Annotated in this window: 10 protein-coding genes; 3 read left to right on the plus strand and 7 right to left on the minus strand. The window is 74.2% G+C overall.

Translation table 11 applies throughout. The annotated features are described in order from the left end of the window. Positions 1–2: 2 nt before the first annotated feature. Complete coding sequence (gene lysX, locus ABTW95_RS00470) at positions 3–3,302, minus strand: bifunctional lysylphosphatidylglycerol synthetase/lysine--tRNA ligase LysX (protein ID WP_500223371.1); 3,300 nt, start codon at positions 3,300–3,302, stop codon at positions 3–5. 182 nt (positions 3,303–3,484) lie between these two features. Here lysX and ABTW95_RS00475 point away from each other — a divergent pair, with 182 nt between their 5' ends. From ABTW95_RS00475 to ABTW95_RS00485, 3 genes are read left to right on the plus strand one after another with little or no spacing between them, the layout of a single operon-like run. Further along, positions 3,485–5,443, plus strand: a complete 1,959-nt coding sequence (locus ABTW95_RS00475; protein WP_500223373.1) for a serine/threonine-protein kinase — start codon at positions 3,485–3,487, stop codon at positions 5,441–5,443. Next, a complete protein-coding gene (locus tag ABTW95_RS00480; RefSeq protein ID WP_500223375.1) occupies positions 5,443–7,146 on the plus strand; it encodes a serine/threonine-protein kinase in 1,704 nt (567 codons plus the stop codon). The genes ABTW95_RS00475 and ABTW95_RS00480 overlap by 1 nt, the downstream gene beginning before the upstream one ends. A gap of 22 nt (positions 7,147–7,168) precedes the next feature. Further along, a complete protein-coding gene (locus ABTW95_RS00485; protein ID WP_500223377.1) occupies positions 7,169–8,653 on the plus strand; it encodes a serine/threonine-protein kinase in 1,485 nt (494 codons plus the stop codon). Here the strand turns inward: ABTW95_RS00485 and ABTW95_RS00490 are convergent. From ABTW95_RS00490 to ABTW95_RS00515, 6 genes are all read right to left on the minus strand, one after another. Next, a complete protein-coding gene (locus ABTW95_RS00490) occupies positions 8,566–9,765 on the minus strand; it encodes a DUF6114 domain-containing protein (RefSeq protein ID WP_500223379.1) in 1,200 nt (399 codons plus the stop codon). The genes ABTW95_RS00485 and ABTW95_RS00490 overlap by 88 nt on opposite strands. Before the next feature lie 4 nt (positions 9,766–9,769). Beyond that, on the minus strand, positions 9,770–10,363 hold the full coding sequence (locus tag ABTW95_RS00495; protein ID WP_500223381.1) for a DUF6230 family protein: 594 nt from the start codon (positions 10,361–10,363) through the stop codon (positions 9,770–9,772). A 270-nt stretch (positions 10,364–10,633) separates the two neighbouring features. Further along, complete coding sequence (locus tag ABTW95_RS00500) at positions 10,634–11,245, minus strand: response regulator (protein ID WP_396447792.1); 612 nt, start codon at positions 11,243–11,245, stop codon at positions 10,634–10,636. A 71-nt stretch (positions 11,246–11,316) separates the two neighbouring features. After that, positions 11,317–11,982: a response regulator transcription factor gene (locus tag ABTW95_RS00505; protein ID WP_396447793.1), complete on the minus strand. Its 666-nt coding sequence runs from the start codon at positions 11,980–11,982 to the stop codon at positions 11,317–11,319. Then, positions 11,979–13,277 carry a sensor histidine kinase gene (locus tag ABTW95_RS00510; RefSeq protein ID WP_500223383.1) on the minus strand — a complete coding sequence of 433 codons (1,299 nt, stop codon included), beginning with the start codon at positions 13,275–13,277 and terminating at the stop codon, positions 11,979–11,981. The genes ABTW95_RS00505 and ABTW95_RS00510 overlap by 4 nt, the downstream gene beginning before the upstream one ends. Positions 13,278–13,362: 85 nt before the next feature. Continuing rightward, positions 13,363–14,241, minus strand: a complete 879-nt coding sequence (locus ABTW95_RS00515; RefSeq protein ID WP_500223385.1) for a cytochrome P450 — start codon at positions 14,239–14,241, stop codon at positions 13,363–13,365. Positions 14,242–14,269 lie beyond the last annotated feature (28 nt).

Raw genomic sequence — 14,269 nt, forward strand, 5'->3', positions numbered from 1 at the left:
CTCTAGGAACCGGGCCGCACCAGCGGGAACGGGATCGTCTCGCGGATGCTGCGCCCCGTCAGGGTGATCAGGAGGCGGTCGATGCCCATGCCCATGCCCCCGGCCGGCGGCATCGCGTACTCCAGCGCGCGCAGGAAGTCCTCGTCGAGCTCCATGGCCTCCGGATCGCCGCCCGCCGCCTGCAGCGACTGCTCGGTGAGCCGCCTGCGCTGCAGGATCGGGTCGATCAGCTCGGAGTAGGCGGTGCCCAGTTCGAGGCCGAACACGATCAGGTCCCATTTCTCGGCGAGCCGCGGGTCCGCCCGGTGGGGGCGGGTCAGCGGGGACGTCTCCGCCGGGTAGTCGCGCACGAACGTCGGCGCCGTCAGGTCCTCCTCGACGAGGGCCTCGAACAGCTCCTGGACGATCTTGCCCTGCCCCCACTGCGGGTCGAAGTTCACCCCGAGGCGCTCCGCGAACCCCTGCACGGCCGCGAGGGAGGTGCCGGGCGTGACCTCCTCGCCGAGGGCCTTCGACACCGACTCGTAGACGGTGATCTCCTGCCACGGCTCGGCGAGGTCGTACTCGACGCCGTCCCGGACGACGACGGTGGTGCCGAGGGCGGCCAGCGCGGCGTCCACGACGAGGGAGCGGGTCAGCGCCGCCATCGTGTCGTAGTCGCCGTACGGCTCGTACGCCTCCAGCATCGTGAACTCGGGGTTGTGCTTCGGCGAGACGCCCTCGTTGCGGAAGTTGCGGTTCAGCTCGTAGACGCGCCCGACACCGCCGACCAGGAGGCGCTTCAGGTACAGCTCGGGCGCGATCCGCAGGTAGAGCTGCATGTTGTAGGCGTTGATGCGGGTCGTGAACGGCCGCGCGGCGGCGCCGCCGTGGACGGGCTGCAGCATCGGCGTCTCGACCTCGAGGTAGCCGCGGGCGCGCAGCCCGTCGCGCACGGCGGCGATGGCGTCGCCGCGCATCCGCAGCATCCGGCGGGACTCGTCGTTGACGATGAAGTCGACGTACCGCTGCCGGACGCGGGCCTCCGGATCCGACAGCCCGGAGCGCTTGTTCGGCAGCGGGCGCAGGCATTTCGCCGCCAGCGTCCACGAGGAGGCGAGCACCGACAGCTCCCCGCGCCGCGAGGTGGCGATCTCGCCGCGCACGCCCACCTGGTCGCCGAGGTCGATCAGCGCCTTCCAGTGCCGCAGCGACTCCTCGCCGAGCGCGTCGGCGGTCAGCATGACCTGCAGGTCGCCGGTCTCGTCCCGCAGCGTGACGAAGATCAGCCGGCCGTGCTCGCGGGCGAGGACGACCCGCCCCGCGATCGCCGCGGACACGCCGGTGCGGGTGTCGGGGGCCAGGTCCGGGAACCGGGCGCGGACGTCGGCGGTGACGTCGGTGCGTTCGCAGCCGAGCGCGTAGGGCTCCATCCCGGCGGCCCGGATCTGGTCGAGCTTGGCGTGCCGCACCCGCTCCTGCTCCGACAGCCGCCGCTGCGGGGCGCGCGCCGCGTCCGCCGCCTCCTCGATCTCGCGGATCTTGTCGACCAGCTCCGTGGACGGGACCATGGCGGCGGCCCGGTCCAGCTTCGGGCGGTTCAGGCTCGGCAGGAACCCCTCGGCCCGCGCGTAGGCGAGGCCCAGCCGGATCAGGTGCCGGCCCTGCGTGTAGCAGATGAAGCGGGGCCGCCAGTCCGGCAGGTACTTGGCGTTCGACAGGTACAGCGATTCGAGCTGCCAGAACTTCGACGCGAACGACAGGAAGCGGTAGTAGAGCCGCGCGACCGGCCCGGCCCCGATCTGGGAGCCGCGCTCGAACGCCGACCGCAGCATCGCGAAGTTCAGCGAGAGCTGCTGCGCGCCGACGGCGGCGGCCTTCTCCGCGAGCTTGGCGACCATGTACTCGTTCAGGCCGTTCTCGGCGAGCCGGTCGCGGCGCATCAGGTCGAGCGACAGCCCGGCCCGCCCCCACGGGACGAAGCTGAGCAGCCCGCGCAGCTCCCCGTGCGCGTCGAACGCCTCGACCATGACGCAGCGCCCGTCGGTGGGGTCGCCGAGCCGGCCGAGCGCCATGGAGAAGCCGCGCTCGGTCTCCTCGCCGCGCCACGCGTCGGCGCTGCGGATCAGCTTGGCCATCTCCCAGCCGGGGATCTGCGAGTGCCGCCGGATCCGGATCGTGTACCCGGCCCGCTCCACCCGCCGGACGGCCTGCCGGACCTGCCGCATCTCGCGCCCGTCGAGGTTGAAGTCGGTGAGGTCGATGATCGCCTCGTCGCCGAGTTCGAGCGCGTCGAACCCGTGCCGCTTGTAGATGTGGGCGGCGCGCTCGCCGACGCTGACCGCGCCGGGGATCCACGCGTGGGCGCGGCACTCCTCCAGCCACGCCTCGATCGCCTGGTCCCACGATTCGGGATCGCCGAGCGGGTCGCCGCTGGCCAGCGAGACCGAACCCTCCACCCGGTAGGCGATGGCCGCCTTACCGTTCGGTGCGACCATGACGTCCTTGTCGCGGCGCAGCGCGAAGTAGCCGAGCGAGTCCTGGTCGCCGTACTCGGCGAGCAGGGCGCGCGCCGCGAGCTCCTCGCCGGGGGACAGGACGGGGTCGCGCCGCCCCGGCTTGAACAGCGCCCAGAACGTGGCGATCAGCAGCCCGGTGCCGAGGACCCACAGGATCGCGTCCACCCAGAACGGCACCGACACGTCGATCGGCTTGCCGGTGACGCGCGGCCCGAGGACGGTCTGCGAGATCGCGTACAGCGGGTGCGTCCAGAAGTCGCCGCTTGAGTTCCGGTCGGTGACGGTGACGAGGAACGTGCCGATTCCGCAGGTCACGACCAGGAGGCTGGTGAAGACGAGGGTCGCGAGCCGGCGGTTGGCGCGGTCGGGCAGCGTGGTGAACTGCCCGCGCGCGGCGATCAGCAGGCCGAGCACGGCGAGGTACACGCCGGCCGTGACGATCAGCCCGATGGGCGTGGAGATCTCCGGGTTGATCAGCGTCGTCAGGACGGCGGTGACCGCGAGCGCGGTGGGCAGGCAGAAGATCAGGACGAGGATCCGCCAGGCCGCCTTCTTGCGCCGCCGGACGCCCATCGACAGCAGGATCCACAGCAGCCCGATGGGCACGCTGGGGAACCAGCCGAGGTACCCGATCCAGCGCAGCGCCCAGATATCGGCTATCTCGAGGATGAGACCATAGGAGACCCACGCGAGCAGCGACAGGATCCCGGAGAGTCGGGTGTACCAGAAGAAGATCGTGGGCGCGGCCTGGATCAGCCGGTCCCACTCGCCCCGCAGGCCGCCCTGCGGGCCTCTGTCGGTCATGGTCCCCCGGTCCGGGTGTGGTATGGGCCTCTCCTTTTTACCGGCTGTCACGTCGACCACGCTTTCGTCCGCGCCCGTCCGCCCGGCGAACCTGGGGTGCGTGCCGGACGTCGTACGGGTAGGGGGATGCTGCTTGCAAGCTCGGTCCAAGGTTGTCAGCAAAAGTCGATATGGTCGCGGATATGCCAAATGAACCCACCGGTGAGCGGTTGCTCGCCCGCCGCTACCGCCTGGTGACCCAGGTCGGGCGAGGCGGCATGGGGACGGTCTGGCAGGCGCACGATGAGGTCCTCGGTCGCGACGTTGCGGTGAAGGAGGTCATCCTCCCGCATGGTCTCACCGATGAGGAACGCGCCGTGCACCACAAGCGCACGTTCCGTGAGGCCCGCACCGCCGCGCGGCTCGGCCATCCCGGCGTCGTCACGGTCTACGACGTCGTCGAGGAGGACGGGCGGCCCTGGATCATCATGGAGCTGATCAAGGCGCGCTCCCTGGACCAGGTGATCAAGCAGGAGGGGCCGCTGGAGCCGCGCCGCGCCGCCGAGATCGGCCGGCAGATGCTCGCCGCGCTGCACGCCGCGCACGGCGCCGGCGTCCTGCACCGCGACGTCAAGCCGAGCAACGTGCTGATCACCGGTACCGGGCGGATGGGCGAGCGCGCGGTCCTCACCGACTTCGGCATCGCGACCGCGTCCGGCGACGCCACGCTCACCCAGACCGGCCTGGTGATGGGTTCGCCCGCATACATCGCGCCCGAGCGCGCGCGGGGCCGCGTCGCCGGCCCCGCGTCCGACCTGTGGTCGCTCGGCGTCACCCTCTACGCGATGCTGCACGGCCGGTCGCCCTTCGAGCGGCCCGAGCCGATGGCCGCGCTGGTCGCGGTGATCTCCGAGGAGCCGGAGCCGCCGGAGAAGGGCGGCCGGCTCATCCCGGTCATCGAGGGGCTGCTGCGCAAGAACCCCGACCAGCGGATGGACGCGATCGAGGCCGGCGCGCTGCTGGACGACATCGTCCGCCAGGAGACCGTCGACACCCAGCGCACGATGGCCGTCGAGTTCTCCATGGACGAGCTGGCGAGCCCCGAGACCACCGTCCAGGACTCCTCCTACCGGTCGCAGCCGTACGCGGAGGCGTACGCCGAGCCGTACCCGGAGACCTACGCGCCCGACCAGCCGCTCCCGGACGAGATGGACGGCTCCGAAGGGCGCCCCGGCACCCCCGCGGCCGCCGCCGCGGCGGACCCGGAGGCCCGCCCGGACCAGCTGACCAGCCTGGACCTGCCCGCCGCCAGAACGCGCGCGGCCGACCCGGCGAACCCGGGCGAGACCGCGCCGGACCCCGACCGGGCCGGCTCCTGGCGGTCCAGCCCGCGCACGCAGCCCGCCGGGGCCGTGGCCGCCGAGCAGGGGCCGCCCGAGCCGCCGGGGCCGGCCACGCACTTCCCGCCGACGACGCACCCGGCCGTGCGCCCCGCGCTGACCGCCAACCGCAACGTGCTGATCGTCGCCGCGATCGTGCTGGTCGTCATCGTGGTGGTCGCGGGCATCGCCTTCGCCAACGGCGGGGGCGGGAAGAAGAAGGGCGCGAGCGCGCCGCCGGAGGGCGGCACGACGCCGTCCGCCCCGGCCGCGTCCGCCAAGCCGAGCGGCTCGCCGGCCGGTTCGCCGAGCAGCGGGGGGCTGCCCGCCGGGTTCACCGTGCACAAGGACCCCAGCGGCTACCGGCTGCCGGTCCCGAAGGGCTGGACCGGCCCCGAGCGCAAGCAGGGCGGCGACTACTTCTACTCGCCCGACCGCAGGATCTACCTCCAGATCGACCAGACCGACGACCCGGGCGACAGCGCGATCGGCGACTGGCGGCGGCAGGAGCGGGGCGGCGCCGGCTTCCCCGGGTACCGGAAGATCCGGATCGCGCCGACCGGCGACCACCCGCCCGTCCCCGACACCGGTGACGGCGACGACTCCGCCGACTGGGAGTTCACCTACGACGGCGACGGAGGCCGGGTGCACATCCTCAACCGCGGGTTCGTGACGCACGGGCACGGCTACGCCATCCTCCTGCGCGCCCCCGACGCCGAGTGGGACAAGGTCTACCGGGACCTGCAGCCGGTCTACCGGTACTTCGAGCCCGCGGACGACTGATGGAGGGGCGTCTCCTCGCCGGCAGGTACCGGCTCGAATCCGTGGTCGGGCGCGGCGGCATGGGCACCGTGTGGCGCGCCCGCGACGAGACCCTCGACCGGGAGGTCGCGGTCAAGGAGGTCGCGCTGCCCGCCGGGCTGAGCGACGAGGAGCGCGAGAACCGGCACCGCCGGACGCTGCGCGAGGCGCGCGCGTCGGCGCGGCTGAACCACCCGGGCGTGGTGACCGTACACGATGTCGTGGACGAGGACGACCGGCCGTGGATCGTCATGGAGCTGGTACGGGCCCGTTCTCTCCAGGACATCGTGGACGAGGACGGCCCGCTGCCGCCCGGCCGCGCCGCGGTGATCGGGCGGCAGATCGCGGGCGCGCTGCGGGCGGCGCACGCGATCGGCATCCTGCACCGGGACGTCAAGCCCGCGAACGTGCTGGTCGCCGACGACGACCGGGCCGTCCTCACCGACTTCGGCATCGCGCAGCTCGCGGGCGAGGCGACGCTCACCGGCACCGGCCTGATCATGGGGTCGCCGGCGTACATGTCGCCGGAGCGGGTGAACGGCGACCCGGCGATCCCCGCGTCCGACCTGTGGGCGCTCGGCGCCACCCTCTACGCGGCGGTCGAGGGCAGGGCGCCGCACCACCGCAGCGACGCGATGGCCGTCCTCGCGGCCGTGATGACGCAGGACGCCCCGCCGCCGAAGAACGCCGGGCCGCTCGCGCCCGTCCTCACCGGGCTGCTGGAGCGCGACCCGGTGCGGCGGCTCAGCGGCGAGAAGGCGGAGGAGGCGCTCAAGGCGATCGCGTCCGGGCACGCCGCCGGCCTGGCGGCCGCGCAGCTCGCGGCGGGCGAGGCCACAGCCGCGGACGGGGCCGCCGTGGGCGGGCCGGACGCGGGCGGGACGGCGACCCGGCAGGCACCCCCGCAGTACGGGCCCGTTCCCGTCCCGCCTCCGCCCCCGGGCATGACCGCGCCGATCCCGCCGGACCCTGGCCGACAGTGGCCGCCCGGGCACGCGGGGCCGCCGGCGCCGTCCCGCCGGTCGCCGATCCCGCCGATCCTCGGGGGTGTCGCCGCGGCCGCGGTGATCCTCGCGGTCGCCGGGGTCGTGCTCTGGGCGAACCGCCCGCCCTCCGGCGGGACGGCCGCGACTCGGTCGCCCACCGCCGTGGCCAGGCAGTCCACGCCCGCCGCGCGGGAAACGCCGCGCGGCACGTCCGCGTCCACGCCCGGGTCGTCGTCGGCTCCGGGCACGGCGCCGCTGCCGCCCGGCCTCGTCCGGGCGGCCGGCCCCGGGTTCACGATCGGCGTCCCGCCCGGGTGGCGGCGCTCCGAGCAGGGCAACAGCGTCATCTGGACCGACCCCGCGTCCAGCGCTTACATTCAGGTCGACCGGACCGTCTGGACGGGCGACCCCTACGAGCACTGGGTCACCTGGGAGCAGGAGGCCATCGCGGACGGCAAGCTGAAGGACTTCCGGCGGGTCGGGGAGATCACCCGCACGGAGGTCGCCGGGCACGCGGCCGCCGACATCGAGTTCACCTGGACGCGCGGCACGGGGCTCACGCGCGCCCGCGACCGGGGGGTGAACGCGGGCGGCCGGCCCTACGCGGTCGTGGTGGCCGTTCCCGCGTCCCAGTGGAACAAGAGAGAGCCGCTCGTGAAGAATGTGCTCGACACGTTCCGTCCCTCCGGGGTGGGATGACCAATGGGGGGACTCTTCCGACATGACACAGGCACGTCTGCTCGGTAACCGCTACCGGCTGGACGCGGTGGTCGGCCAGGGCGGCATGGGCACCGTGTGGCGTGCGCGCGACGTCATGCTGGACCGCGAGGTCGCGGTGAAGGAGGTCGTGTTCCCGCCGGGCCTCAACGACGACGAGATCGCCGTCCTGTACGAGCGGACGTTCCGGGAGGCGCGGGCGTCGGCGCGGCTCAACCACTCCGGCGTCGTGACCGTCCACGACGTGGTGCAGGAGGCCGACCGGCCCTGGATCGTGATGGAGCTGGTCCTCGCCCCGTCCCTGCAGGACATCATCGAGCGCGGCCCGATGGACCACCGCCGTGTCGCCGACATCGGGCTGCAGATGCTCGGCGCGCTCCGGCACGCCCACGAGAAGGGCATCCTGCACCGCGACGTCAAGCCCAGCAACGTGCTGATCACCGACTCCGGCCGGGTGGTGCTCACCGACTTCGGCATCGCGCAGGTGGAGGGCGACGCGACGCTCACGCAGACGGGCCTCGTGATGGGGTCGCCCGCCTACATCCCGCCCGAGCGGGCGCAGGGCGAGCGGGCGGTGCCCGCGTCCGACCTGTGGGCGCTCGGCGCGACCCTGTACGCGGCGGTCGAGGGCCGGTCCCCCTACGAGCGGTCGGACGCCATGGCGTCGCTGCAGGCCGCGCTGACCGAGCCGGTCCCGCCGGCGCGCAACGCGGGGCCGCTCGCCCGGGTGCTGGACGGGCTGCTGGCGCGCGAGCCGGTGAACCGGATGACCGCCGCGCAGGCGGAGCCGCTGCTCGCCCGGGTCGCGGCGATGCCGCCCGCCCGGCCCGCGCCGCCCCCGCCCCCGCCCCCGGTGCGCCAGGCGGCGGGCGAGACGGTGCTGGACGAGCCGTCCGCGCGCCGGCCGCCGGGAGGCCGGGACGAGGCGGCGGAGACCGTCCTCGACCCGGCCGAGCTGGGCGTGGTGACGCGGCGGGACCGCGGGGCGGTGACGCGCCGCGACCCCGGCGACCCCGCCCCGGTGACCCGGCGCGACTCGGGCGGCTTCGCCGAGCAGCGCCCCGCCGGCCGCGGCTTCGCGGATCGCGGCGCCCCCGAGCGCGGACCGGCCGACCGGAACGGCTCGCACCGCCCGCCGCCCGCGCGGCCCGGCCGGGACCGCGAGGCGCGCACGCTGCTGGAGACCGAGTGGGCGCCGCCGCCCGCCCGGACGACCCCGCCGCAGCCGCCGCAGCCGTGGGAGCAGCCGGGGCAGTACTCCGGCTGGCAGCAGGCGCCGCCGGCCGGGGCGGGCGGGGAGCGCCGCAGGACGGTGCTCGTCGTCACGATCGCGGTGGTCCTCGTCGTCGCGGCGGTGCTGCTGGGCGCGTTCATCCTGCGCGGCAAGCTGCAGAAGGGCGCTCAGGAGGCGATGCCGAGCCCGGCGAGCTGCGCCCCGCCGGCGGTGACGGCGGGCTGCTCGGACACCACGTCCGTCATCACCATGTAGGGCAGCGTCAGCGGCGGCGGGTGCTCCGGCGTGAACGTCAGCGGGATGCCCAGCAGCTTGGACGACATCTTCGTCGTGTACATGACCACGTCACCGGTCAGGGTGAGCCTGGGGGTCCGTATCCGCGTGGTGGCCCCTCCGCGGGCGACGGTCTGGTCCACGTTCTTCAGGACGGCCGTGGACATGGTGAACTTCAGCGCCTTCACCGTCCCGCCCGCCGACGGCAGGGACGCGACGCCGTCGTAGCTGAGGCCCGACATCGTCAGCGAGTCGGCCCGCAGCGTCCCCGAGTCGGCGTAGAGGCGGGTGCCGCCGGCGGCCGTCTTCCCCTCCGCGGCGCAGGCGGGGTCCTTGCTCGACGCCAACTCCTGGATGAGTTCGCGCGCCTCGTCCTGCGAGAGCCCGGCGCCGTTGGCGGGGACGTCCGGGCACTGCGGCGCCGTCGTGGTGGACGTGGCGCTGGGCGCCGGCGAGGGGGTCGCGGCCGGGCCGGGGGACGCCGCAGGCGACGGCGTCGCCGTGGCGCCGGGCGCGGGTGCCGGTGCGGGCGTCGGGCTGAGCAGGTGGAAGCCCAGCAGGGCGGGCAGCGCGATGGCGGTCAGGCGCCCGCCGCGTTGCGCGTGCCGGGCGCCCGGCACGCGCGACCGGGGCGGCTGCGCGGGGGACCAGGCGAAGCCGAGGGCGCCGCCGGTCAGGCCGAGCAGCAACCCGACGAAGAACCCGCCGAAGTTGGACGTGAGGAACGACGCCAGCGACAGCAGCACGGCGAGGACGCCGTAGAAGCTGCGCTGGGCGGGCTGCGTCCACATGAGCACGCCGGCGGTGACGAGCAGCGCGCCGATCAGCCAGCTCGCCACCCCCGCCATGCCCTGGTGGACGACGAGCGGCATCGGCGCGAGCGGGACGGCGATCAGCTCCAGGCCGCCGAGGACGGTGAACACGCCGCCCCAGAAGGGGCGTGTCCGCCGCCACCGCCGGAACCCGCGCGGCCCGGCCCGGTCCGGTTCGGCCCGGTCCGGTTCGGCCGGGTCCGGTTCGGCGCGGTGCTGGTCGGCCCGGTACGGCTCGGTCCGGTACGGCTCGGTCCGGTAGTGCGGTTCGGCAGGGTTCATGGGCTCAGAAGCACTCGGCGCCGAGCTTCATGCTGAGGTCGCTCAGCTTGAAGGTGCCCGCGGTGGTCGCCCACGCGACCTGCCGCACGTTGCGCAGCTCGATCTTGGACGCCTGCTGGCCGAACATCCCCGCGGGCCCCTGGGCGCCGCGCGGGCCCTTGTCCAGGGTGCTGGCGTCCCGGCCGATCTCGATGTTGGAGAACTCGGCGTCGGCGTTCAGCTGCTCCACGTCCAGTACGAGGTCGGTGGCCTGGACCGGCTTGGCGCCCGTCCCGGCGGTCAGCCGCAGCGTGAACGGGCCGACCTTCACCGACTGGCACATGTTGCGGATCTGCGCGGACTTGATGCCGGAGATCTGCACCGGGTGCTTCTCCCCGCCCTTGCCGGCGTCGACCCCGCCGTACTGGACGAAGCCCGTCCCGGTGAGGGAGTCGGCGCTGACCTTGAAGCTGCTGCCGGACACGGCGAAGGAGGAGGCGATCGCGCCCTGCGCGGTCATGAACATCAGGGCGCCGGCGCCGAGCGCGGCGGGGGCTGCGATGGCCGCGAACCGCTTCCAGCGGACGCGGCCGACGGCGGGACCGGGGGAGTCGGACATGGGGGTTGCTCCTGGGGGTCTAGGGGTCCGGACGGACACGGTGATACCGGCCGATCTCGTGACGGTGAGTGCAAGTTACTACCAAGTACTTACTTGCGACAAACCGGATCACGGAGTCGCGAGGTAAAGAATCTGGCGCTGACCTGCGAAGTCTTTTGAACTCGATGTCAATAACGACCGGCAAGGTCAACTAGTATCAACTACCGAGTGTGATGGTCACGGGCCATAGATCCCGGGCCGCGGGGGCCGAAGGTCCCGAAACGGGCCGGCTCAGGAGCCGGCGGAGAAGGCGTCCAGCGCGAGGCGGAGCGCGCCGACGTGCTCGGCGAGGGCGTCGGCCGGCTCCCCGGACCGCAGCCGCGCGACGTCGTCCTCCACCTTGGACAGCCGCTCGTCGAGGGCCGCGAGCAGCCGTTCGCAGCCCGCCAGGGCGCCGCCGGCGTCGTCCCCGCCGAGGGTGCTGCGCAGCAGCCTCGCCTGCCGCTTCAGCTCCAGGTTGCGGCGGTGCAGGTCGACGAACACCGACACCTTCGCGCGCAGCAGCCACGGGTCGAACGGCTTGGTGAGGTAGTCGACGGCGCCGGCCGCGTACCCCCGGTACGCCTGCTCGCCCGCGCCGCCGCCGGCGGTGAGGAAGATGATCGGGATGTCCCGGGTGCGCGACCTGGACTTGATGTGCTCGGCGGTCTCGAAACCGTCCATCTCCGGCATCACGACGTCGAGCAGGATCAGCGCGAAGTCGTTGTTCAGCAGCTCCTTCAGCGCCGCCGCCCCGGACGTGACCGGCACGACCTCCACCGGCAGCGCATCGAGCACGGCCGCCAGAGCGGTCAGGTTCTCCTCGCGGTCGTCGACGGCCAGAATCCTCGTGTCGTTCGGCACCGGACTCCCAACGTCGATGGCGTGTCCCGTCCAGTCTGTCATGACCCCGCGGACGGCAGCACCGGCTTCGTCTAGGGCAGCCAGCCCGGTTTGACAAGGCCCGACTCGTAGGCGAAAACCACCAGTTGCGCCCGGTCGCGGGCGCCGAGCTTCACCATCGTGCGGCTGACGTGCGTCTTCGCGGTGGCCGGGCTGACCACGAGGCGGGCCGCGATCTCCTCGTTCGACAGGCCCTCCCCGACGAGCGCCATGACCTCGCGCTCCCGGTCGGTCAGGGCGTTCAGCCGCGGCGAGGGCGCCGGCTCCTTGGCCCGCGCGGCGAACTCGGCGATCAGCCGCCGGGTCACGCTCGGGGACAGCAGCGCGTCGCCGTCCGCGACCGCCCGGACGGCGTGCAGCAGCTCCACCGGCTCGGTGTCCTTCACCAGGAACCCGCTCGCGCCGCCGCGCAGCGCCTCGAACACGTACTCGTCCAGCTCGAACGTGGTCAGGATGACGATCTTCACGCCGTCGAGCCGCTCGTCGGACGCGATCCGGCGGGTCGCGGCGAGGCCGTCCAGGCCCGGCATGCGGATGTCCATCAGGATGACGTCGGGGCGCAGCCGGCGCGCCTGCGCCACCGCCTCCTCGCCGTCGCTCGCCTCCCCGACCACCTCGATGTCGGACTGCGCGTCCAGCAGCGCCCGGAACCCCGCCCGGACGAGCACCTGGTCGTCCGCCAGCACCACCTTGATCACTGTGCGCCCCTCACGTCCTCGCCGTCCTCGTCCAGGGGAAGCGCGGCCCGCACCCGGAACCCGCCGCCCGGGCGCGGCCCGGCGTCGAACGTCCCGCCGAGCGCGGCGGCCCGCTCGCGCATGCCGCGGATGCCGCTGCCGCCCGGCCGGTCGTCCAGCAGGGGCGCGCCCCGGCCGTCGTCCTCGACCCGCACCACGACCTCGTGCTCACCGTAGGCGATGGCGACCCGCGCGGTCACCGGCCCCGGACCGGCATGGCGGGTCACGTTCGTCAGCGACTCCTGGACGATCCGGAACGCGGCGAGGTCGGTGCCCGCGTGCAGCGGCCGCCGCTCCCCGGTGATCTCGGCCTCGACCGCGAGCCCGGCGGCGCGCGCCCGGTCCAGCAGCTCGTCCAGCCGGTCGAGCCCGGCGGTCGGGGCGCGCGGCGCGGTCTCGCCCTGCGACCGCAGCGCGCCGATCACCCCGCGCATCTCGGTGAGCGCCTCCTTGCTCGCGTCCTTGATGGCCGCGAGCGCCGTCCGCGCCTGCTCGGGGTTCTGGTCGATGAGGTGCAGCGCGACCCCCGCCTGCACGTTGATCATCGAGATGTTGTGCGCGAGGACGTCGTGCAGCTCGCGGGCCATCCGCAGCCGCTCCTCGCTGGCCTGGCGGCGCTCCTCCTCGGCCCGGACCCGCGCGCTCTCGGCGGCCCGCTGCGCCCGCATCCGGACGAGCTCCGAGCTGACCAGCACCACCAGCGCCCAGCCGACGACGAAGCTCGACCCGCCGGGCGTCGGCTCCTCCACCGGGAACAGCCCGTCCTGCCCGCGCTCGGCGGCCGGGACGCCGATCAGCGCGGTGAGGGAGAAGAACGCCGCCAGCCCGAGGCCCGCCCCGGCCCAGGTGACCAGCCGGTGCCCGGACACGATCGCCGCCATCATCGCGACGACCAGCGCGAGCGGCGCCGGCCCGTAGGTGTAGGCGCGCAGGAAGTACAGCGCCGTCACCGCGGCGACCGCGCACACCGTGAACACCGGGTGCCGGCGCCGCAGCAGCAGGAGCGCCGGCCCGCCGAGCAGCAGCGCGAAGCCGAGCGCGTCGAGGTCGGTGTGCCCCATGCCGCCGGGGCCGCCGCCCCCGTGCTCCCACGGCGGGCCGCCGGACGACCCGTTCGCCCCCGTCCGGTCGCGCTGCGCGCCCAGCGACCCGACGACCTGGACGAACGCCACCAGGGCCGGGACGACCCACACCGGCCACGTGCCGGGCCGCGGCCAGTGCGCCCGGCCCGGACCGGGCGGCGGTGAGGTGCTCATGCCTGCACGGTAGGTCATCGGGGGCCGGCTCCACGTCGGCCTCGGGGAGTGCGCGCCCGTACTCCGCGCGGGGTACGCCGGGCGGTCAGCCGGTCCAGCGGACGGGGAGGTGGGCGAAGCCCCGCCGGACGCTGGAGCGCAGCGGCACCGGCTCGCCCGCCGGCTGCGGCAGGCCCGGCCGTTCGAGCAGCGCGGCCAGCATGGCGCGCAGGTGCACGCGGGCCAGCCGGGCGCCGAGGCACGCGCGGTACCCGTACCCGAAGCACAGGTGCGGCCGGGCGGCCCGGAGGAAGCGGTCCGGGCGGAACCGGCCGGGGTCGGGGAACACCTCGTCGTCGTGGTTCGCCGAGATGAGCGACAGCATCACCTGCTCCCCGGCCAGCAGCGGCACGCCGCCCACGGTCGTCGCGCGCTGCACGGTCCGCCGCACCTGGAGCACCGGCGTCCACCAGCGCAGCATCTCCTCCACGGCGCTGTCGAGCAGCCTGTCGTCGGCCTGCTCCTCGCGCAGCCGGACGTACTCGGCGGGGTGGCGCAGCAGCGCGTACAGCCCTCCGGCGAGGGCGTTCCGCACCGTCTCGGGCAGGTCGTTCGCGACCTCCCCGACGAAGTCGACCGTGTCGCCGGACGGGATGCGGGCGAGCATGGCCCGCGCGGGCGGATCCATGTCGATGAGGGCCGCGTCTCCGGGCGGCGGCGGGGCGTCGCCGCTCGCCGGGCCGTGCGGCGCGCCGTCCGGCTGCGGCGCGAACAGCCCGGGGTTCACGAGGGCGTGGTGGACGTCGCAATAGCGCAGCACGGCCCACGCGCCGGACCGCTCGGCCCCGCCGCCGTCCAGCCACACCACCGGCGTCCGCGACCGGAGCCGTTCGAACCGGTCGTAGGGGACCCCGCGGGCGTAGGTGTCCGCGCGGCCGAGGGCCCCGGCGTCGGAGACGGGTGACGCGCCTCGCCGTTGAGGCATGGGGAACCTCCTCTCCGAGGCAGACGCT

This window comes from Spirillospora sp. NPDC127506 (genome assembly GCF_040302145.1).
Classification (GTDB): domain Bacteria; phylum Actinomycetota; class Actinomycetes; order Streptosporangiales; family Streptosporangiaceae; genus Spirillospora.

What these genes read in the sequence shown, in the direction of transcription:
- lysX (WP_500223371.1), bottom strand. Translation starts at nt 3,302, where the DNA reads ATGACCGACAGAGGCCCGCAGGGCGGCCTGCGGGGCGAGTGGGACCGG.
- ABTW95_RS00475 (WP_500223373.1), top strand. Translation starts at nt 3,485, where the DNA reads ATGCCAAATGAACCCACCGGTGAGCGGTTGCTCGCCCGCCGCTACCGC.
- ABTW95_RS00480 (WP_500223375.1), top strand. Translation starts at nt 5,443, where the DNA reads ATGGAGGGGCGTCTCCTCGCCGGCAGGTACCGGCTCGAATCCGTGGTC.
- ABTW95_RS00485 (WP_500223377.1), top strand. Translation starts at nt 7,169, where the DNA reads ATGACACAGGCACGTCTGCTCGGTAACCGCTACCGGCTGGACGCGGTG.
- ABTW95_RS00490 (WP_500223379.1), bottom strand. Translation starts at nt 9,765, where the DNA reads ATGAACCCTGCCGAACCGCACTACCGGACCGAGCCGTACCGGACCGAG.
- ABTW95_RS00495 (WP_500223381.1), bottom strand. Translation starts at nt 10,363, where the DNA reads ATGTCCGACTCCCCCGGTCCCGCCGTCGGCCGCGTCCGCTGGAAGCGG.
- ABTW95_RS00510 (WP_500223383.1), bottom strand. Translation starts at nt 13,277, where the DNA reads ATGAGCACCTCACCGCCGCCCGGTCCGGGCCGGGCGCACTGGCCGCGG.
- ABTW95_RS00515 (WP_500223385.1), bottom strand. Translation starts at nt 14,241, where the DNA reads ATGCCTCAACGGCGAGGCGCGTCACCCGTCTCCGACGCCGGGGCCCTC.